Origin of the sequence: Amycolatopsis sp. 3B14 (assembly GCF_050958625.1) — a bacterium.
Classification (GTDB): Bacteria; Actinomycetota; Actinomycetes; order Mycobacteriales; family Pseudonocardiaceae; genus Amycolatopsis_E; species Amycolatopsis_E thermoflava.
On the sequence record NZ_JBHZEN010000060.1, the window covers coordinates 50594 to 69598 of the forward strand.

22 protein-coding genes are annotated in these 19005 nt (G+C 74.6%); 11 read left to right on the plus strand and 11 right to left on the minus strand.

Annotated features, from left to right (window positions below):
- Positions 1–38 precede the first annotated feature (38 nt).
- Positions 39–833, plus strand: a complete 795-nt coding sequence (locus ACCP09_RS30635) for an alpha/beta hydrolase (RefSeq protein ID WP_037323513.1) — start codon at positions 39–41, stop codon at positions 831–833.
- Here the strand turns inward: ACCP09_RS30635 and ACCP09_RS30640 are convergent, their stop codons facing one another.
- From ACCP09_RS30640 to ACCP09_RS30660, 5 genes are all read right to left on the minus strand, one after another.
- A complete protein-coding gene (locus ACCP09_RS30640; protein WP_433752152.1) occupies positions 834–1043 on the minus strand; it encodes a hypothetical protein in 210 nt (69 codons plus the stop codon).
- Between the two features lie 10 nt (positions 1044–1053).
- Positions 1054–2214: an FAD-dependent monooxygenase gene (locus ACCP09_RS30645; protein ID WP_433752154.1), complete on the minus strand. Its 1161-nt coding sequence runs from the start codon at positions 2212–2214 to the stop codon at positions 1054–1056.
- A 79-nt stretch (positions 2215–2293) separates the two neighbouring features.
- The gene (locus ACCP09_RS30650) at positions 2294–3220 is read right to left on the minus strand and encodes an LLM class flavin-dependent oxidoreductase (RefSeq protein ID WP_433752155.1); all 927 of its coding nucleotides are present in this window, start codon (positions 3218–3220) and stop codon (positions 2294–2296) included.
- Positions 3217–3873, minus strand: coding sequence for a maleylpyruvate isomerase N-terminal domain-containing protein (locus tag ACCP09_RS30655; RefSeq protein WP_378337059.1), 657 nt, complete (start codon positions 3871–3873; stop codon positions 3217–3219). The genes ACCP09_RS30650 and ACCP09_RS30655 overlap by 4 nt, the downstream gene beginning before the upstream one ends.
- A 42-nt stretch (positions 3874–3915) precedes the next feature.
- Complete coding sequence (locus tag ACCP09_RS30660; protein ID WP_378337061.1) at positions 3916–4242, minus strand: DUF6223 family protein; 327 nt, start codon at positions 4240–4242, stop codon at positions 3916–3918.
- Between ACCP09_RS30660 and ACCP09_RS30665 the strand changes: the two genes are divergently transcribed.
- Genes ACCP09_RS30665 through ACCP09_RS30680 form a run of 4 tightly spaced genes read left to right on the plus strand, consistent with a single transcriptional unit; the run spans position 4241 to position 6701 of the window.
- Positions 4241–4381, plus strand: coding sequence for a hypothetical protein (locus ACCP09_RS30665; RefSeq protein WP_157360561.1), 141 nt, complete (start codon positions 4241–4243; stop codon positions 4379–4381). The two genes, ACCP09_RS30660 and ACCP09_RS30665, sit on opposite strands and share 2 nt — an antisense overlap.
- Positions 4382–4440: 59 nt before the next feature.
- Positions 4441–5580: a sensor histidine kinase gene (locus ACCP09_RS30670; RefSeq protein WP_378337062.1), complete on the plus strand. Its 1140-nt coding sequence runs from the start codon at positions 4441–4443 to the stop codon at positions 5578–5580.
- Complete coding sequence (locus tag ACCP09_RS30675; RefSeq protein WP_400991332.1) at positions 5577–6269, plus strand: response regulator; 693 nt, start codon at positions 5577–5579, stop codon at positions 6267–6269. The genes ACCP09_RS30670 and ACCP09_RS30675 overlap by 4 nt, the downstream gene beginning before the upstream one ends.
- Positions 6270–6278: 9 nt before the next feature.
- Complete coding sequence (locus ACCP09_RS30680) at positions 6279–6701, plus strand: nitroreductase/quinone reductase family protein (protein ID WP_433752158.1); 423 nt, start codon at positions 6279–6281, stop codon at positions 6699–6701.
- Positions 6702–6846: 145 nt separating this feature from the next.
- Here the strand turns inward: ACCP09_RS30680 and ACCP09_RS30685 are convergent, their stop codons facing one another.
- Positions 6847–7761: a LysR family transcriptional regulator gene (locus tag ACCP09_RS30685; protein WP_433752160.1), complete on the minus strand. Its 915-nt coding sequence runs from the start codon at positions 7759–7761 to the stop codon at positions 6847–6849.
- Positions 7762–7884: 123 nt separating this feature from the next.
- On the opposite strand from ACCP09_RS30685, the gene ACCP09_RS30690 reads away from it, so the two are divergent.
- Entirely contained in the window at positions 7885–9291 is a 1407-nt protein-coding gene (locus ACCP09_RS30690) for an MFS transporter (protein ID WP_433752263.1), read from the plus strand.
- Here ACCP09_RS30690 and ACCP09_RS30695 read toward each other — a convergent pair.
- Genes ACCP09_RS30695 through ACCP09_RS30710 form a run of 4 tightly spaced genes read right to left on the minus strand, consistent with a single transcriptional unit; the run spans position 9251 to position 12168 of the window.
- The gene (locus ACCP09_RS30695; RefSeq protein WP_433752162.1) at positions 9251–9901 is read right to left on the minus strand and encodes an alpha/beta fold hydrolase; all 651 of its coding nucleotides are present in this window, start codon (positions 9899–9901) and stop codon (positions 9251–9253) included. The genes ACCP09_RS30690 and ACCP09_RS30695 overlap by 41 nt on opposite strands.
- 3 nt (positions 9902–9904) lie before the next feature.
- On the minus strand, positions 9905–10222 hold the full coding sequence (locus ACCP09_RS30700; protein WP_020418037.1) for a biotin/lipoyl-containing protein: 318 nt from the start codon (positions 10220–10222) through the stop codon (positions 9905–9907).
- The gene (locus ACCP09_RS30705; RefSeq protein WP_027929965.1) at positions 10215–11204 is read right to left on the minus strand and encodes an alpha-ketoacid dehydrogenase subunit beta; all 990 of its coding nucleotides are present in this window, start codon (positions 11202–11204) and stop codon (positions 10215–10217) included. The genes ACCP09_RS30700 and ACCP09_RS30705 overlap by 8 nt, the downstream gene beginning before the upstream one ends.
- On the minus strand, positions 11197–12168 hold the full coding sequence (locus ACCP09_RS30710; protein WP_433752164.1) for a thiamine pyrophosphate-dependent enzyme: 972 nt from the start codon (positions 12166–12168) through the stop codon (positions 11197–11199). The genes ACCP09_RS30705 and ACCP09_RS30710 overlap by 8 nt, the downstream gene beginning before the upstream one ends.
- A 155-nt stretch (positions 12169–12323) precedes the next feature.
- Between ACCP09_RS30710 and ACCP09_RS30715 the strand changes: the two genes are divergently transcribed.
- The 5 genes from ACCP09_RS30715 to ACCP09_RS30735 all read left to right on the plus strand — a co-directional run bounded on the left by ACCP09_RS30715 (position 12324) and on the right by ACCP09_RS30735 (position 17049).
- Positions 12324–12971 (plus strand): IclR family transcriptional regulator, encoded by a 648-nt coding sequence (locus ACCP09_RS30715; protein WP_433752166.1) that lies wholly within the window; start codon positions 12324–12326, stop codon positions 12969–12971.
- A gap of 93 nt (positions 12972–13064) precedes the next feature.
- A complete protein-coding gene (locus tag ACCP09_RS30720) occupies positions 13065–14276 on the plus strand; it encodes a CaiB/BaiF CoA transferase family protein (RefSeq protein ID WP_378337071.1) in 1212 nt (403 codons plus the stop codon).
- A gap of 1 nt (position 14277) precedes the next feature.
- Entirely contained in the window at positions 14278–15135 is an 858-nt protein-coding gene (locus ACCP09_RS30725; RefSeq protein WP_433752168.1) for a hydroxymethylglutaryl-CoA lyase, read from the plus strand.
- 80 nt (positions 15136–15215) lie between these two features.
- Positions 15216–16499 carry an SLC13 family permease gene (locus tag ACCP09_RS30730; protein ID WP_431910302.1) on the plus strand — a complete coding sequence of 428 codons (1284 nt, stop codon included), beginning with the start codon at positions 15216–15218 and terminating at the stop codon, positions 16497–16499.
- Between the two features lie 31 nt (positions 16500–16530).
- A complete protein-coding gene (locus ACCP09_RS30735) occupies positions 16531–17049 on the plus strand; it encodes a gamma carbonic anhydrase family protein (protein ID WP_433752170.1) in 519 nt (172 codons plus the stop codon).
- Between the two features lie 204 nt (positions 17050–17253).
- Here ACCP09_RS30735 and ACCP09_RS30740 read toward each other — a convergent pair whose 3' ends face one another.
- Positions 17254–18960, minus strand: a complete 1707-nt coding sequence (locus tag ACCP09_RS30740; protein ID WP_433752172.1) for a DEAD/DEAH box helicase — start codon at positions 18958–18960, stop codon at positions 17254–17256.
- Between the last annotated feature and the right edge of the window lie 45 nt (positions 18961–19005).

Here is a 19005-nt window from a genome sequence, read left to right on the forward strand (position 1 = left end):
TCTGCCGGTGACTGCGGCCACATGGGGATGATGGGGTGGTGCGCGGGCGGCTGTTGATCGGCGCCGCGGTGGTCGTCATCATCGTGGCGGTGGTGTTCGGCAGCGCCTTCGCCTTCCAGCGCAGGCTCATCTACCTGCCCTCGGGTGGCCCGGTCCCGTCCGCGGCGGAGGTCCTCCCGGGCGGCCGGGACGTCGCGCTGCGCACCGCGGACGGGCTGACTCTCACCTCCTGGTACTTCCCGGTCGCCGCGCCGCGCGCGGCGGTGCTGGTGGCCCCGGGCAACGCCGGCAACCGGTCGCTGCGCGCGCCGCTCGCCCGGGCCCTGCACGCGGCGGGTGTGGCGACCCTGCTGCTGGACTACCGCGGGTACGGCGGCAACCCGGGCTCGCCGACCGAGGCGGGGCTCGCGCTGGACGTGCGCGCGGCCCGCGAGTTCCTGGCCGCGCAGGCGCGGGTGCCGCTGGTCTACTTCGGCGAGAGCCTGGGCGCGGCGGTGGTGGCCGGGCTCGCCGTGGACTTCCCGCCTGCCGCGCTGGTGCTGCGCTCGCCGTTCACCGACCTCGCCGCGGTCGCCCGGCGGCACTACCCGTTCCTGCCGGTGCGGCTGTTGCTGCTGGACACCTTCCCGGTCGCCGACCAGGTGGCGCGGGTGCCCGCGCCGGTCACCGTGGTCTACGGCGGCGCCGACTCGATCGTGCCGCCGGAGCAGAGCCGGGCCGTCGCGGCGGCCGCAGGCGGGCGGGCGGTCGAGGTGCCCGGCGCGGACCACAACGACCCGGTGCTGCTGGACGGCCCCGCCGTGATCGCCGCGATCACCGCGGCGGCCGGCTGATCAGCGGAACGCGGCCTGCCCGGTCATCGCCTGGCCGACGACCAGCGTGTGCATCTCGACCGTGCCCTCGGACCAGCCCGCGACGTGCGGTTCGATGCGCTCGGCGCACAGCTGCCGCACGGCGGCGCGGACGGCCTTCTCCTCGGGGTGAGCACCTCGTCGATGCCGGCCGGGTCGAGCGGGGCGAACGGCGACGGTGGGGAGTTCCATCGCCGCGTCCTCACACGCCGGGCCGGTCCCCGACGCGGACGTCGTGCCCGAAGAGCCAGCTCAGCGCGTCCAGGCTCATGATCGCGCCACCGGCCAGCGCCTCGTCGCGGCGGGCCTGCTCCGGGCCGTCGGGCAGGTGGTAGCTGACGTTGTTGCCCCAGGACTGGCGCTGGATGCGGGCGGTCCGGTCGAGCCGCCGCGCCTCGTACCGCTGGAGGGCCTCCGCGGGCCCGGCCGTGGCGAGGGATGCGGCGAGCACCGCCGCGTCCTCGATGGCCTGGGCGGCGCCCTGGGCCAGGAACGGCAGCATCGGGTGGCACGCGTCGCCGACGAGCGTGGTCGTCGGCGTGGACCAGCGGGGCAGCGGTTCGCGGTCGTGCAGGCCCCAGCGGTAGACCGGTTCGGTGACGCGGTCGAGGATCTTGCGCACCTCGGGCGACCAGCCGTCGAAGTGCTCGCGCAGGCGTGTCACGTCGCCCGGTGCGGTCCACGATTCGTCCGGCCAGTCGTCGGCGGGCGCGACGCAGACGACGTTGAGCAGGCGGGCGCCGCGGCCGACCGGGTACGCCACGAGGTGCCGCCCCGGGCCGAGCCAGATCCGCACGACCGGCTCAGTGTCGTTGGGCAGCAGGGCCCGGTAGGCGCACATGCCGGAGAACCGCGGCGCGGTTTCCGGCAGGGTGCTGGTGCGGACGGCGGAGTGGATGCCGTCGGCGCCGACCACCACGTCCGCGGTTTCGGTGGCGCCGTCGGCGAAGCGCACCGTCCGGCCGTCCTCGACGGCCGCCACCTGACGGCCGAAGGACACCGTGCCCGCGGGGATCGCCGCGGCGAGCGCAGTGATGAGGTCCGGGCGGTAGAGCGTGTAGTAGGGCGCGCCGAACCGGGCGCGCACCTGCCCGGCGAGCGGCCACTCGGTGAGGACGGAATCGTCCGCCCAGCGCAGGAAGCGGGTGGCCACCGGTTCGACGGCCGTGTCCCGCAACGCTTCCCCGAGGCCGAGGCTGTCCAGCACCCTGGTGGCGTTCGGTCCCAACTGGACACCCGCGCCGATCTCCCCGAACCCGGCGGCCCGCTCGACGACCCGCACGTCCAGCCCGGCCCGCACGAGCGCGAGCGCGGTGGTCAGCCCGCCGATGCCACCCCCGACGACGATGATGCGCACGCCCATCTCCCCCTTCGATGCGGCGATCTGCCCAACCTAGCGGCGCGCGCCGGGGAAGTGCAGCGCCATTCGGCCGTAAGGGCTGTCAGAGAGCCGTCGCCAGCGTGTCGAGCGCGGCCAAGCGGTCGTCTCCCACCGGGATCAGCACCACCGAGTCCGCGCCGAGGCCGGCGATCCGCCGCCGCACGGCGTCCGCGGGACCGGCCAGCGTCAGCGCGTCCACCCACTCCCCCGGCAACGCCGCCGCGAACGAGTCGCCGTCCTGGTGCCGCGCACGCAGCGCACGCAGCTCGGCGGCGAACGGCAGCGAGTCCACGTGCGCGGACAGCTCGGGATCCCCGATGGCGGCGAGCAGCGGCCGCACCCGGGCGCGGGCCGCCTCGGCGTCCGGGTCCACCACCGCGTGCCCGAACACGACCACCCGCGCCTGCGGCGGCAGGATCCGCCGGGCCGCGGCGATGTACTCGGCCGGCGCCGGTTCGGCCAGGATCACGCCGTCCAGCTCGGCCCCGGCCACGGCGAGCGACTTCGGGCCGCGCACCCCGGCGAGCACCGGCGGGACGGTCTCCGGAGCGGTCTCCAGCCCGGCGCCGTCGAGCCGCACGTACCGGCCCTCGGCCCGGACCCGCTCCCCGCGCAGCAACCCCGTCAGCGCCCGCGCGTACTCGGCGAACAACGTCAGCGGGCTCGTCGGCCACGCCCCCACCTGGCGCATCCACCCCGGCACCCCGTGCCCGATGCCGGCGACGAGCCGGCCGGGGTGCAGCCGCGCCAGCGTCGCCAGTTCCATCGCGGTGAAGGCGACGTTGCGCGCCCCGGCGGGCAGGATGCCGATCCCCACGCGGATCCGGGACGTCACCGCCAGCACCGTCGCCGCCTGCGCGATCCCGCCGTGGAAGCCCAGGTCCTCCACGATCCACACCTCGCCGAAGCCGAGTTCCTCGGCCCGCCGGGCGAACGGCACGATCTCCGCCGCCGCGAGATCCCGCGGCAGCATCACCCCGGCCGTCATCCGAGCACGAACGGGAGTCGCGCGGCCAGCGGCCCCAGCGCCGCCCGCTCGGCCTCGGTGGGAGCCCGCCGCCCGGTGCCGACCAGGAGCGCGTCCGTGTCGGAGAACGATTCGGGGAACGGCGCCCCCGCGATCTTCTCCAGCATTTCGCGCGACGCGGCGAGGCCCTCCGCGGGCGGCCCGGCCACGGACGGCAGGTGCGCCACCAGGTCGAGGTGGTGCAGCGTCCACTCCATGACGTAGGTGGACAGGTAGGCGGCCACGGTGAGGACCTGGTCGCGCGTCCGCACCCGCGCCGACGGGTCGGCCAACTCCGCGGCGCGCCCGGCCGCGGAGCCGACGTCGTCGAGGTGGAACTTCAGCAGCCACGGCTCCCCGTAGGCCGCGGCCAGCCGGACGGTCAGCGCGTCGAGCGGGTCCTCACCGGTCGGCGGTTCGTCGCTGACCTCCCAGTAGGTCAGCTCGTCCCGGGTCGGCTCCTCGTCCGCCGGGGTGACGAGCGTGATGAGCACGTCCTGCGCGTCGATGACCAGGTGGCACACCAGGTCCCGCACCAGCCAGCCGGCGCAGCCGGACGGACGGGCGAGGTCGTCGTCGGCGAGTCCGGCGACCGCGGTCCGCAGCGCCGCCCACGAGCGTGAGAAGAGATCCACGCTTCGCAAGCTAACAGCGCCCGCCCGCCCGGGCGACCGGTTTCAGGCACGGGCGCGGGCGCGGGCGAGCCCGAGCCCGCCCAGCGCGGCGGCGACCAGCCCGATGGCCAGAGCCGCGAACCCGCCGACGATGCCGTACCCGGTGCCCGGGCCGCCCTCGGCCATCGCCACCACGATCCCGCCGGCCGCCATGCCGGCCACGCCGGTGGCCAGTGCCGCGGTGGCGCCCCGCCGCCGGTGCCGTGCCACCGCGAGCGCTCCGGCGACCACCCCGGCCAGCGCCACCAGCGCGGCGACTGCTCCGACGAGCCGTCCGGTGGTGAGCGTTCCGGCGTCGACGGACTGGGCGAGCGTGTACTGGACGAACATGGCGAACTCCTTCTGCCGCAACGGTTTTTCCGACACCGTGATCCTGCGCCGGATCACGCCGCCGGTCGTCCGGCAGGCGCAGGCAATCCGCGCTGCCGCCGGCGCCGCAGGAACAGCGGAAGTACTGCGCCCGCGGTAGTGGCGGGATGCTGCGCGCGCAGGACTCGCCCGCGCGACGATCCGGCTAGGGTTTCGGGCATGAGCCGCGCCGGGAACTGGATGATGCGCGCCGGGGGCGGGACGATCCGTGCCGGGGATTGGGCGATCGGCGCCGGGATGGCGGCGATCCTCCTGGTGACCGCGCTGTCGGCGCCCGCCCCGGCTCTCGCCCCGCTGGGCTACGCGCTGCTGGCCGCCGGTGGTCTGGCACTGGCCGCGCACCGCCGGGCGCCGGTGGCCGTGCTCGCGGCGGCCGGGCTGAGCGCGCTGGGCGCCCAGGCGATCGGGGTCGACGTGCCGGCGCTGGCCTACCTGTTCGCGGTGTTCGCCGCCGTCCGCGCCGGGCGGCGGCTCGTCGCGGTGGCCGCCACCGTGGTCATGCTGGCCGCGCTGCCGTTCGTGCTGCTGATCTCGCACGAGGAGACCGTCGGCGCGGCGTTCGCCCACTCCCGGGACGTGCTCCAGCTGGCGTGGCTGGTCGCCGCGGGTGCGGCGGGCGAGGCGGTGCGGCAGGCCGAGCGCCGGGCGGACGAGGCCGAGCGCACCAGGGAGGAGACCGCGCGGCGCCGCGCCGACGAGGAGCGCCTGCACATCGCGCGCGAGCTGCACGATTCGCTCACCCACCAGATCTCCGTCATCAAGGTGCAGGCCGAGGTCGCCGTGCACCTCGCCCGCAAGCGCGGCGAAGAGGTGCCCGAGTCGCTGCTGGCGATCCGCGACGCCGGCCGGGAGGCGGCCCGCGAGCTGCGGGCGACCCTGGAGGCGCTGCGCGACGACGACACCAGCCCGCCGCGCGGGCTGGACGACGTCCCGGAACTGGTGCGGCGCGCGCGGTCCACCGGCCTGGAGACGACGCTGACGATCGACGGCGAACGCGACGAAATCCCCGCCGCCGTGCAGCGCACCGCCTACCGGATCGTCCAGGAATCGCTGACCAACGTGGCCCGGCACGCCCGCGCCGCCGGCGCGTCGGTCCACATCGGATACCGGCCCGGCGCGGTCGAGATCCGCGTGGACGACGACGGAACGGCCACAGTGGACGCCCCGCCGTCGCCCGGGGTCGGGCTGCTCGGAATGCGGGAGCGGGTCACCGCGCTCGGCGGCCGCCTCGTCGCCGCGCCCCGGGACGACGGCGGGTTCCGCGTCCACGCCGAACTGCCCGTGGAGCGGGTGCCGTGATCCGCGTTCTGCTGGTGGACGACCAGCCGCTCATCCGCAGCGGGTTCCGCGCGCTGCTGGACAACGAGGACGACATCGAGGTGGTGGCCGAGGCCGCCGACGGCGCGGCCGGGGTCGCGCTCGCCCGCGAGCACGTGCCGGACATCGCGCTCGTCGACGTCCAGATGCCGGTCGTGGACGGCATCGAAGCCACCCGCCGGATCGCCGCGGACCCGGCGCTGGCGGCGGTGCACGTGGTCATCCTGACCAACTACGGCCTGGACGAGTACGTGTTCGACGCGCTGCGCGCCGGTGCCGCCGGGTTCCTGGTCAAGGACATCCAGCCGGAGGACTTCCTGCACGCCGTGCGGGTCGCCGCCCGCGGCGACGCCCTGCTGGCCCCGTCGATCACCCGCAAGCTGATCGACCGGTACGTCAGCCGCCCGCTGCACCCCGGCCCCGGCCTCGGCGAGCTGACCAACCGCGAGCGCGAGGCGGTGGCGCTGGTCGCGCAGGGGCTGTCCAACGACGAGATCGCCGAGCGCATGGTGATCAGCCCGCTGACCGCGAAGACGCACGTCAATCGCGCCATGACCAAGCTGCACGCGCGCGACCGCGCGCAACTGGTGGTGCTCGCCTACGAGTCCGGGCTGGTCACGCCCGCGAACCGGTCAGGAATCGAGAAGCACCGGCCCGCACCGCGGGGTTGACTGTCCGGCATGGCGAGCAAGCTCTCACTCTGGTTCCAGCGGCGCATGAACGCCCGCACCGTCACGCGCATCCGCCGCAAGGGCGGCCGGATGATGGGCATGGAGGTCCTGATCCTGCACACCACCGGCCGCCGCAGCGGGCAGCCTCGGGAGACGCCGGTGACCTGGTTCGCCGACGGCGACGACTGGCTGCTCGTCGCCTCCGGCGGCGGCAACCGGAACCCGGACTGGTATGCGAACCTGATGGCGCACCCGGACAAGGCGGCGATCGAGCTGTCCGGTCCGGACCGGGTGCCGGTGAAGCCGCAGCGGCTCGAGGGGGCCGACCGAGCCCGGGCGTGGCAGCGCATCGTCGCGGCACAGCCGCGCTACGACAAGTACCAGCGCAAGAGCGACCGTGAGTACCCGGTGGTCCGGCTGACCCGGCGGTGACCGCCTGGAGTCTCCGGCCATGGCCACCCCTCCCGGTGATCGTCGTGCCGGCCTGCTGCGCGCGGCGCGGCGCTGCTTCGCCCGCTACGGCTGAACGGAATTCCCGTCCGAGGAAACGAAACGGCTGCGGTCGCGGCCGAGGTGATCAAGCCGGTGCTGACGTTCGGTTGACCGCGTCCCGGATCGTGCCGCGGAGCCAGCGGTGCGCGGGGTCGGCGTCCAGCCGCGCGTGCCACTGCAGGTGCACCTCCAGCTCCGGCAACTCCGCCGCGACCGGGAACCACCGCAGGCCCAGCGCCCCGCCGTACTGGGCGGCCAGCCGCTGCGGCACCAGCCCGACGTAGCCGCTCGACGAAACCAGCAACGCGGCCACCGCGAAGGTCGGCACCACCGCGGCGACGTGCCGCTGCAGTCCGGCGGCGTCGAGCAGCTCGTCGAGGGGCCCGCGCGCCCGGCCGCGGCGGGACGCCGACACGTGCGGGTGCCGGCACAGCTGGGCCAGCGTCGGACGGCGGTGCCGCCCCAGCGGGCTGTCCGCCCGCACGATGCCGACCAGCCGTTCGCGGTACAGCACGGCCGTCCGGATGTCCGGCGCCGCTGCCCCCGCCACCCCGATGTCCAGGTCCACCGAGCCGTCGCGCAGGGCCTCGGCGCTCTCGCTGCCCTCCGCGACGAACCGCAGCGTCACCCCGGGCGCGACCGCGGACGCCGCCTCCACCGCGGCCGCCGCCAGTGTGGCCGCCACCCCGTCGTTGATGCGGATCGTGAAGGTTCGTTCCAGCTCCGCGAGCCGCACCTCACGATCTGCGCTGATCAACGCCGCCGCCTCCTCCAGCAGCGACCGCACCCGGGGCGCGGTGCGGAGCGCGAACGGCGTCGGCGCCATCCCGCGGCCCGCGCGCACCAGGATCGGGTCGTCCATCGCCCGCCGCAGCCTCCCGAGCGCGCGGCTGGTGGCCGGGATGGACAGGTGCAGCCGCTCGGCCGCCGCCGTCACGCTGCCCTCCCGGAGGAGGGCGTCGAACACCCGCAGCAGGTTCAGATCGAGCTGCTCGGCCACAGTTGCATGGTACGCAAGCTTGCCTTGTCAAAGTTGCGTGGCAGGCAGCCCACGCGAATCCCTAGCGTCCGTGTCATGCCACAAGTTCTCACCCGGGTTTCGCACCGGGGTCTGCTCACCGTGATGTGCGCGTGCGTCGTCCTCGTCGTCGGCATGGTCGCCGCGGTCAACCTGGCCGTGCCGATGCTCGCCGCGAGCGGCCTGCGACCGTCGGCCTCGGCGCTGGTCTGGATCGTCGACACCTACGTCGTCTTCTTCGCCTGCCTGGTGATCCCCGGCGGCGCGGCGGGCGACCGCTTCGGCCGCAAGGGCGTGCTGCTCGCCGGCCTGGCCCTGTTCGCGGCGGGCGCGCTGCTCTCGGCCATCGCGCCGGGCATCCCGCTCCTGCTCGCCGGGCGCGCGGTCACCGGGATCGGCGCGGCCGCCGTGCTGCCCAACACCCTCGCCGTGCTGCTGCATGCCGTCCCGGCCGACCGGACGGGCCCGGTCATCGCCACCTGGGCGTCGATGACCGGCATCGGCGGGGTGATCGGCAACGCGGGCGGCGGCGCGATCCTCACCGGCGGGTCGTGGCGCTGGCTGTTCGCCGCCGCGGTGCCGATCGCGCTGGTCCTGGCCGCGCTCGTGGCCCGGATCGCGCCGGTGTCGGCGCGCCACGACCGCCGCCTCGACGTGCCGGGCGCGGTGCTGCTGGTCGCCGCTTCGGTGGCGCTGCTGCTGGGCATCGTGCAGGGCCCGGAGGCCGGCTGGGGCAGCCCAGTGGTGATCGGCGGGTTCGTCTGCTCCGCCGTGTTGTTCGCGGTGTGGACGGTCGTCGAGCTGAAGGTCCGGCACCCGCTGCTGGATCCCCGGCTGTTCCGGATCGCCGGCCTGCGCAGCGCGTGCCTGGGCATGACGGCGATCTTCTTCGGCATGTTCGCGTTGTTCTACGTCAACGCGTCGTTCCTGCAGTACGGCAAGGGGTTCGGCGTGCTGTGGACCGGCCTCGGGGTCATCCCGCTGACGGTGCCGATCATCTTCGGCGCGCGGCACGTCAGCCGGCTGACGGCGCGGATCGGGCTCACCGCCGTGACCGCGCTCGCGTTCGCCTTCGTCGGCGCCGGCCTCCTCGGACTGTCCACGAGCGACACCGCCACCCCGTACACGCTCTACGCGGCCTGGCTCGTCGTGACCGGGATCGGCGTGACGCTGGCGCTGCCGACGCTGTCCGGGGTGATCGCCGGCTCGCTGCCCGCCGCGCAGGCCGGGGCCGCGACCGGGCTGCAGGCCACCACCCGCGAGTTCGGCAGCGCGCTCGGCGTCGCCGTCATCGGCACGGTGCTCACGTCACAGTTCAGCGCCGCGCTCCCCGAGGACGCGCGCGGCGCGCACACCGTCGCCGAGGCGCTCACCCGCGCCCCGGCCCACCAGGTGATCCCGGCGTTCGTGTCCGGCGCGGACACCGGGCTGCGGGTGCTCGGCGCCGCCGTGCTCGTCCTCGGGGCGCTGGTCATCCTGCAGGGGCGAGGAACGCGAGCGCCGCGTCCTTGAACCTGCGGCTGGACACCGCGTTGAAGTGGGTGCGCCGTCCGAGCGACACGAACGGCGCACCCAGCGACGCCGCGAACTCCGGCGCGTCCGCGGCGATCTCGTCCTGCTCACCGGCGGCGAACAACACGGGCACCGGCGGCGGGCCGTCGAGCCGGTGGCCGGCCATCCCGTCGACGCAGGCGTCCAGGTCGCCGCCGGACAGCGCCTCGCGCACGCGCTCCATCGACTCGCGGGCGACGGGGCGCCCGCCGATGCCGCCGAGCACCATCCGGCCGATCCGTCCCGGGGCGAGCCGCGCCAGCCCCCACCCGACCAGACCGCCCATCGAGTACGTCACGGCATCCACAGTGGACAACCCGGCCTCGTCGAGCACGGCGAGGACGTCCCGCGCCAGCCCGCCGGGCGCATACCCGGAGGCCGGCTTGCCGCTCTGCCCGTGCCCGCGCAGATCCACGACCACGTGCCCGAGCCCGGCCAGCGCCCGCACCCAGCCGGTCTGCTCCCAGGTGCGGACGCTGTCCGAGGCGAAGCCGTGGATCAGCAGCACCGGCCGCGGGCCGGGCGCGTGGTCGAACCAGATCTTGGTGCCGTCGGCGGCGGTGGCGAACACGCCTCAGTCCTCCGGCAGGGTCAGGCGGACGCGCCGCTGTGGCTTGCGCTCCTCCGGGACGGTGCCGACGATCCCGGCGTCCTCCACGGTGAAGGTGACCAGCGGCGCGCCGACCGCGAGTTCCTCGTCCTCGCCGACGTGCAGCCGGGTGACGCGGCCGGACTGGGGCGAGGGGATCTCGACGGCGGACTTGGTGGTCTCCAGTTCGACCAGCGGCGCGTTGCGCTCGACCCAGTCGCCCTCGGCGACGAGCCACTCCAGCACGCGGGCGCTGATCAGGCCCTCGCCGAGGTCGGGCAGGGGGAAGGTCACTTCAGCCACGGCGGTACTCCAGGGTGGTCTGCACGGCGGTCAGGATGCGGTCGACGCTGGGCAGGTACTCGTCCTCCAGCGCGCCGGACGGGTAGGGCACGTCGAACCCGGCGACCCGCTGCACGGGGGCGCGCAGGTCGGCGAAGCAGCGTTCGGTGATCAGCGCGGACACCTCGGCGCCGAGCCCGGCGGTCAGCGGCGCCTCGTGCACGACGACCGCGCGGCGAGTGCGGGCCACCGACCGCGCGAGCCCGTCGGTGTCGATCGGCTTGAGCCAGCGCAGGTCGAGGACTTCCAGTTCGACCCCGTCCTCGGCGGCCAGTTCGGCGGCCTGCAGGCAGCGGGCGACCATCGCGCCCCACGCGACCAGGGTGCCGTGCTTGCCGGGCCGGGCGATGCGGCTGGTGCCGGGCGGCGGCATCTCGGCCGGCTCGGTGGGGTCGAACGTCTCGCGGTGCCAGTACCGGGACTTGGGTTCGAGGAAGATCACCGGGTCGGGATCGGCGATGGCCTGCCGCAGCAGGCGGTAGCCCTCGCTCGGGGTGGCGGGCGCGACGACCTTGAGGCCCGGCACGTGCGCGAACAGCGCCTCCAGGCTTTCGCCGTGGTGCTCGGGCGCCTTGATCCCGCCGAAGCTGGGCAGCCGCAACGTGATCGGCATGTTCAGCACGCCCCGGCTGCGGTAGTGCATGCGCGCGACCTGGTTGACGATCTGGTCGATCGCGGGGTAGCTGAAGCCGTCGAACTGGATTTCCGGCACCGGCCGCCACCCGGCCACCGCCAGCCCGACCGCCATGCCCATGATCGCGGACTCGGCGAGCGGGGTGTCGAACACGCGGTGCTCGCCGAACTTGTCGCGCAGCCCGTCGGTCACCCGGAACACCCCGCCGAGCGTGCCGACGTCCTCGCCGAAGATCAGCACCCGGTCGTCGTCCTCGCACGCGTGGCGCAGGGCGAGGTTCAGCGCCTGCTGCAACGAGAACTCAGGCATCGAGGGACTCCTTCCACACCCGCTGCTGCTCCAGCAGGGCCGTCGTGGGCTCGCGGTAGACGAACGAGAACAGCTCCTCGGCGGGCGGTGGTTTCAGCGCCAGCAGGCCGTCGCGGACACCGCTCACCACCGTGGCGGCGTGCGCCTCGGCGGCGGCGACCTCGTCGGCGGACAGCAGCGCGGCCGCGCGGGTCAGCGGGTCCCGGTCGAGCCATGCGCGCTCGTCCTCCAGCGTGCGGTAGCGGCCGGGATCGTCCGATGTGGAGTGCGGGCCCATCCGGTAGGTCATGGCCTCGATCACGGTCGGGCCGCCGCCGTCGCGGGCGCGGTCCAGCGCGGCGCGGGTCGCCTCGAACACCGCGACCACGTCGTTGCCGTCGACGCGCACGCCCTCGATGCCGTACCCGGCGGCGCGGGCCGCCACCGAGCCGCCCGCCACCTGCTCCGCTGTCGGCACGGAGATCGCCCAGCCGTTGTTCTGGCAGAAGAAGACCACCGGCAGCCGGTAGACGCCGGCGAAGTTCATCGCCTCGTGCACGTCGCCCTGTGAGCTGGCGCCGTCGCCGAAGTAGGTGATCGCCGCGCCGCCGGTGTCGTCGAGCTTCGCGCCCATCGCCCAGCCGACCGCGTGGGTGACGGGGCCGCCGACGACGGCGTTGAACGGCGCCAGCCGGGAGGCCTTCGGGTCGTAGAGCCCGCCGTGCCACACGTTGAGGTGGGTCGCGAGGTAGCCGACGAGGTCGACGCCCATCGCCACCGCGACGCCGAGCTCGCGGTAGCAGGGGAAGGCGAAGTCGCGGGTCAGGTCGAGCGCGGCGGCGCTGCCGACCTGCGCTGCCTCCTGGCCCTTGGCGGGCGCGTAGGCGGGGAACACGCCCTGGCGCTGCAGCGCGATGGCCTCTTCGTCGAGCCGGCGCGCCACGACCATCAGGCGGTGGAGCGCGGGGAGATCAGCTTCGTGCATGGCCGAAGGGTGCGTGGCGGCGCCGAAGCTGCGCAAGTGTCGCCCCCGACGCTGATCATTGTGCGCGTTCTGCCCGGCGTTTGACCGCTTTCACTGGTCACTTTGTCCAGCGAGCCGCCGCGGCGACCGCGTACCGGCGGCGCTACGGTGTCGGCGTGGCGGACGACGAGCAGCGGCGCGAGACGGTGTCGACCGGGGTCGGTGTGCTGGACCGGGTGGTCGCGATCCTGGACGTGGTCGAGGCGAACCCGATGGGGGCCAGCGAGATCGCCCGCGCGCTGGGACTGTCGGTGCCGACCGCCCACCGTCTGGTGTCCGCCATGGTCAAGCACGGCCTGCTGCACCGCGACGACGACGGCCGCCACCACATCGGCCCCCGGTTCGCCTCGTCCGCGCTGACGGCCGCCGCGACGCCGGTGCTCACCGGGCTGCGGGCCGAGACCGGCGAGACGGCCCAGCTGTGGGTGCTGCGCGGTGAGGACCGGCTGTGTGTGGCCAGCGAGGAGTCGCCCCATGAGCTCCGCGCCGCCGTGCCCGTGGGCACGGTGCTGCCGTTGTCGGACAAGGGATCGGCAGCTCTGGCGCTCACTGGCGCCGGGCGGGGCTGGGTGGAGAGCGTGTCCGAGCGGACCCCCGGCCTGTGCTCGGTCAGCGCGCCCGTGCGCTACCGCGGCGACGTGGTCGCCGCGGTCTGCCTGGCCGCCCCGGTGTTCCGGGTGTCCGACGACGGGCCAGGCGCGCAGTACGGCGACCTCGTGGTCGCAGCCGCGGAAACCCTGGGAAGGGCGTTGCGCCACCGCTGAAGTTGCGCGCCGGTCTTGTGGCGCCGGCTCTCGCGGCTTATGGTCCTTCTCGATAAATGACAGCGTTAGTCATTATTTGAGAACGGAGGCGTTGTGGCCGACGCTCCCCTGACCGGCATCCGCGTGCTCGAACTCGGCAACTTCATCGCCGCCCCCTTCGCCACCCGCGTCTTCGCCGACTTCGGCGCCGAGGTGATCAAGGTCGAACGGCCCGGCGTCGGCGACGAGCTGCGCGGCTGGCGCCGCACCCGCGGCAGCACCTCGATGCTGTTCCGGACCATCGCCCGCAACAAGAAGTCGGTCACGCTGGACCTCAAGCAGGACGAGGGCCGCGCGCTCGTCCTGGACCTGGTGCGGCAGTGCGACGTGGTGGTCGAGAACTTCCGCCCCGGCACGCTGGAACGCTGGGGCCTCGGGCCGGCCGACCTCACCACGGTGAACCCGGACCTCGTGGTCGTCCGCATCTCCGGCTACGGGCAGACCGGCCCGTACCGCGACCGCGCCGGGTTCGGCGGCGTCGCCGAAGCCTTCGGCGGGCTGCGGCAGGTCACCGGGCACCCCGACCGTCCCCCGGTGCGGCCGGCCGCGCCGATCGCCGACGCCGCCGCCGGGCTCTACGGCGTCGTCGGCGCGCTGATGTTGTTGCTGGGCAAGGCACGCGGTCTCCCCCACGACGGCCCGCGGGTCGCCGACGTCGCGCTCTACGAGTCGGTGTTCATGATGATGGAGTCGCTGATCCCGGACTACGACGCCTACGGCGTGGTGCGCGAGCGCACCGCGGGGAACCTGCCCGGTGTGGTGCCCAGCGGCGTCTACCCCACCGCCGACGGGCAGTCGGTCATGATCGCGGGCAACTCCAGCGGCGCGTTCGGCCGCCTGATGACCGCGGTCGGCCGCCAGGACCTGGCCGAGGACCCGGCGCTCGCCGACGGTGACGCCCGCTCCGCCCGGGAAGACGAACTCGACGCCGCCATCACCGCGTGGACATCCGCGCACACCGCGCCGGAGGCGGTGCGGATCCTCAACGAAGCCGGGGTGCCTGCGGGGCCGGTGTACGACGCGCGGGCCATCGCGGCGGACGAGCACTACCGCGCGCGGGACATGCTGCGCCCCCTCAAGGTCGTGGTCGAGGACGAGCCCGAGGAGATCCGCTTCCCCGGCGTGGTCCCGCGCCTGCCCGGCGCCCCCGGCGACGTCCGGTGGGCGGGCCCGGAACTGGGCGAGCACACCGAAGCCGTGCTCGGCGGGCTGCTCGGCATCGGCGCCGACCGCCTGTCCGGCTACCGCGAGCGGAAGGTGATCTGAGGTGAGCGTGACCATCACCGACGTGGTGCTGCGCGACGGCCTGCAGGACGAGCCGGCCGTGGTGCCGGTGGCCGACCGGGTCGCGATCGCGGAGGCGCTCGTCGCCGCCGGCCTGCGGCACCTGGAAGCCGGATCGTTCGTCAACCCCGCCAAGGTGCCGCAGATGGCCGGGGCGGAGGACCTGGTGGCCGCCCTGCCGCACCAGGACTCCGTGCACTACACCTTCCTCGCGCTCAACGCCCGCGGCGTGCGCCGCGCCGTCGCCGCGGGCGCCCGCGACGTGCTGGTCGTCGCCTCCGCCAGCAGCGGGCACAGCCGCGCCAACGCCGGCCGGGACAGCGACGCCGCGCTGGACGACCTGGCCCGCGCGGTGGCCGAGCACCCCGGAACCGCTTTCCGGGCCGGCATTTCGACCGCGTTCGTGTGCCCGTTCGACGGCGCGGTCACCCCGGACCGGCTGGTCGCGGTCAGCCGGCGGTTCACCGCTATGGGCATCCGCCGCATCGGGCTCGCCGACACGCTGGGCACCGCCACGCCGGACCAGGTCATGACCTCGCTCGCGCACGTCCGCGACGCACTGCCCGACGTCGAACTCTCCCTGCACCTGCACAACGCGCACGGTCGGGCACTGAGCACAGTGGACGCCGCGATCGAGGCGGGCGTCACCCGCTTCGACAGCGCCGCGGGCGGCTACGGCGGCTGCCCGTTCGCGCCCGGTGCCCACGGCAACATCGCCACCGAGGATCTCGTGGCCCACCTGCACGCCCGCGGCATCCCCACCGGGATCGACGAAGACGTGCTGTCCACCGCGGTCGCCACCGTGCGGGACGCGCTGCGCCGCGCCCCCGCACCGGCCTGACCGGCCGCGTCGTTCCCCTGGTCCCTCGTCAATGGTGACGTGGCCCGCCCCGCGGGCGTGCGTGACCGGAACAGGTCGCAATGGTCCAGTTCGTTTCACTCCTCGTCCTCGTGGCGGTGTTCACCATCGCCACAGTCCTGCCCGTCAACATGGGGATCCTCGCGTTCGTCGCCGCGTTCGTCGTCGGCGCGATCTCCGGCATCTCCGTCGACGACGTAACCGGGTACTTCCCCGGCGACACGTTCGTCCTCGTCGTCGGCATCACGCTGCTGTTCGGGGTGGCGAAGGTCAACGGCACGATCGACCTCGTCGTCGCCGCATCGCTCAAGCTGGTGCGCGGGCGGCGGTGGGCGGTGGTGTGGCTGATGTTCGCGCTCGCCGCCGTGCTCATGTCGCTGGGGTCGGTGCTCGCGGTCGGCATGCTCGCACCCATCGCGATGCCCATCGCGGCCCGCTACCGGATCAACCCGCTGCTGATGGGCATGATGCTCAGCCACGGCGCGTTGTCGGCCGCGTTCTCCCCCATCACCGTCTACGGCGCGTTCACCACCGGCATGGTGCACGACGCCGGCCTGGACCTCAGCCCGCTGCTGCTGTTCGCCGTGCCGTTCGGGCTCAACGTGCTCATCGCCGCCGTGCTGTTCGCGGTCCTCGGGCGCGACCTCTTCGGCCGCGACGAGGACGTGGCGGGACCGGCCCAGCCGGCCGGCGGTGGCGGGTCCACCGGCACGCTCACGCGGACCCGGACCACCGTCGTCACCGAGGCGCGGGTCACCCCGCTGCGGGTGATCACCCTGACCGGCATGCTCGCGCTGCTGGTCACCGGGGCGTTCGGGATCGACGTCGGGCTGGCGGCGTTCGTCATCGCCGCCGTCCTGCTGCTGCTCGCCCCGGACCGGCACAAGCCGTCGGCCGACGAGGTCGCCTGGCCCGCCGTGCTGCTGGTGTGCGGGATGCTGTCGTACATGGCGGTGCTGAAGGAGAACGGCACCCTGGCGATGCTCGGCAAAGCGGCCGCGGCACTCGGGTCGCCGGTGCTCGCCGCGCTGCTGCTGTGCTTCGCCGTGGCGATCGTGTCCGCGTTCGGCTCGTCCATCGGCACCCTCGGGATCGCGCTTCCGCTGGCCGTGCCGTTGCTCGACCTCGGGCAGCTCGGCGCCGCCGGGTTCGTCGTCGCGCTCGGCTTCTGCTCCACCGTCGTGGACGTGAGCCCGTTCTCCACCAACGGGATCATCGTGCTCGCGCAGGCCCAGGTCCCCGACAAGCGCGTCTTCCAGCGCCGCATGCTCGCCTACAGCGCGCTCGTCGTGGCGGGCGCGCCCCTGCTCGCCTGGACGGCGGCGATCCTGCCGTCCGCACTCTGATCCACAGTAGACAGGTTGGGAAAGGACACCCATGGCACACCTCACCGTGGACGGCAAGGAGCCGTCCGTCGACGCGGGCGCGTGGATCGCGCCGGGCGCGGTGGTCGCCGGCGCGGTCACCGTCGCCGCGGGCGCCGGCGTCTGGTACACGGCCGTGCTGCGCGCGGACCTGGACACGATCACCGTCGGCGCGGGCAGCAACATCCAGGACGGCACGATCGTGCACGCCGATCCCGGGTTCCCCGTCACGATCGGCTCCGGAGTGAGCGTCGGGCACCGTGCGGTCCTGCACGGCTGCACCATCGAGGACGACTGCCTGATCGGGATGGGCGCGGTGGTGCTCAACGGCGCGAGGATCGGAGCGGGCAGCCTCGTCGCGGCGGGCGCGGTGGTGCTCGAGGGCGCGGACATCCCGCCCGGCTCACTGGTCGCCGGACTCCCGGCGAAGGTCCGGCGCCCGCTCACCGCCGAGGAACAGGCGGGGACGCGCGCGAATGCCGAGAACTACAAGGCACTGGCGCGGGTCCACGCGCAGGCCCAGGGCGCTTGACGCTCGGTGCAGGCCGCGCCTGGGCACGACGGGGCTGCGGCCCGGCGCAGGTCCGCGCCCGGGCGGCGTGGCTACCAGCACGGGGCCACTCGGGCGCGGCGCGCCCGAGTGGGCCCCAGGACGCGTCGGGCCCGGGGCAACTCCCCCAGGCGCACCCCCGGCTTGGTTCATCCCGCGCGCAGCGCGGTTGGCTCCCAGCGCAGATCAGCGAGAGGAGCCACCCCGGCGGCGGCCGGTGCGGGCGCCCGCGGAGAAGGCCGCGGCCCCGCCCGACCGCCGTGCGGAGGTGGCGCCCGTACGGCCCGTCTGCTGCCGCTCGCCACCCGGCTGCTGCCGGGCTCCCGGCTCTTGCCGGGCGCTGCCGCCGGACCTGCGCGCACCCGCACCACGGCCAGGCTGCCGCACATCCGGCTCGCGCCGACCGGCACCGCCAGACCCGCCCGGCTCTTGCCGCACGTCCGGTTTCCGCCGGCCTCCGGATCCACGTGCGGCACCCGCGCCCGGGTCTTGCCGACCGTCACCACGCGGACGCTGCCGCGCCTCACCACGGCCCGGCTGCTCCCGCCCGTCCCCACCCGGCTTGCGCCGGGCGCCACCGGAACCTCGCGCGGCCGCACCGGCCCGCTTCTCCCGCGGCTCCGCGCCCGACCGGCGCGACGCACCCGCACCACCCCGGCGCGCGGCCGCGCCCGCGCCGCTGCGCGCTGGGAGCTTGCGGAAGACCCGGTCGCCCGGTGCGAGCTCGCTCAGCAGCTCGTGCCCCGGCGCCAACCGGGTCGTGACCGGGCTGATCCCGGCCTTCCTGGTCAGGTCGCGGACGTCCGAAATCTGGTCGTCGGTCATCAGGGTGATCACCACGCCCGCCGCGCCGGCTCGGGCGGTTCGGCCGGAACGGTGCAGGTAGGCCTTGTGCTCGACCGGCGGGTCCGCGTGGATGACCCGCGCCACGTCGTCCACGTGGATGCCGCGGGCGGCGATGTCGGTGGCGACCAGCGTGGTCGCGCTGCCGTCGGAGAACGCGGCCAGGTTGCGGGTCCGCGCGGTCTGGCCGAGGTTGCCGTGCAGCTCCACCGCGGGCACGCCCGCCGCGACGAGCTTGCGCGTCAGCGCCTTCGCCCGGTGCTTGGTGCGGGTGAACACGACCGTCCGGCCCGGCGCGGCCGCCAGGTCCACCAGCACGTCCAGCCGCGTGTCCGGCTCGACGTGCAGCACGTGGTGCTCCATCGTCGCCACCGGCGAGCGCGCGGAGTCGACGCTGTGCGTGACCGGGTCGCTGAGGAACCGCTTCACGAGCACGTCGACCCCGGCGTCCAGGGTGGCCGAGAACAACAGCCGCTGACCGTCGCGCGGTGTGCGGTCCAGCAGCCGCTTCACCTGCGGCAGGAACCCGAGGTCGGCCATGTGGTCGGCCTCGTCGAGGACGGTGATCTCGACGGCGTCCAGGTGCGCGTGCCCGCTCGCGAGGTGGTCGGCGAGCCGGCCGGGGCACGCGACCAGCACGTCGACCCCGGCGCGCAGCCCGGCGATCTGCGGCGCCGCGCCGACCCCGCCGAACACGGTCATGGTGCGCAGCGACAGCGCCTCGGCCAGCGGCGCCAGCGCCGCGTCGATCTGGGTGGCGAGTTCGCGGGTCGGCGCGAGGATCAGCGCGCGGGGCCGCCCTGGCCTGCGCGGCGCGCTGCTCGCGGCGAGCCGGGTCAGCACCGGGAGCGCGAACGCGTAGGTCTTGCCGGAGCCGGTGCGGCCCCGGCCGAGCACGTCCCGGCCGGCCAGCGAGTGCGGCAGGGTCGCCGCCTGGATCGGGAACGGCGCGTCGATGCCCCGCTCGGCCAGCGCGGCGACCAGCACCGGGGGCACGCCGAGCGCGGCGAAGGAAGGCGCGGCGGAAGCGGACACAGGGGCAGAAGTCACGGGGAAAGCTCCGAACGTCGGGGGTCGTCCTGCCCGGCGCGGACC